Below are 351 nucleotides of genomic sequence, written 5' to 3'. Positions count from 1 at the left end.
TCGCAGTTGTCCTTGCGGGCATTGAAGTCCAGCAAGTCAAGGAAGTAGTCAGCCCCGGAGACCTGTTTTGCGCCGAGCAGCAGGCAGGCGTAACCGATGCCGCCGGCGCTTCCGGCGCCTTCATGTGCTGCCAGCGACTCTGCGTCGGCGAATCCCGCTACAGACATTTTGTCGACGAGGTTCCCCAGGCCCTCATCCAGGGCGGCTACCTCACCGGGACCGGCACCCTTCTGGGGCCCGAACACCGCCGGGGCGCCGTGCAGACCGCGGAGAGGGTTATGGACATCGCTGGCCACGATCAGTTCGGTGTCCGACAGTTCCGGAAGGTCGGTGCGCTGGATGGAGTGGATC

Annotated in this window: 1 protein-coding gene; it reads right to left on the bottom strand. The window is 64.7% G+C overall.

The genetic code is table 11. From position 1 onward, the window contains the following. On the bottom strand, positions 1–351 hold a 351-nt coding region (locus AC1DKD_RS42595), incomplete at both ends, for a glycerate kinase (RefSeq protein WP_477144919.1).

The organism is Cupriavidus sp. 05T313, assembly GCF_056396665.1.
This window is presented reverse-complemented; position numbering and strand designations above follow the sequence as displayed.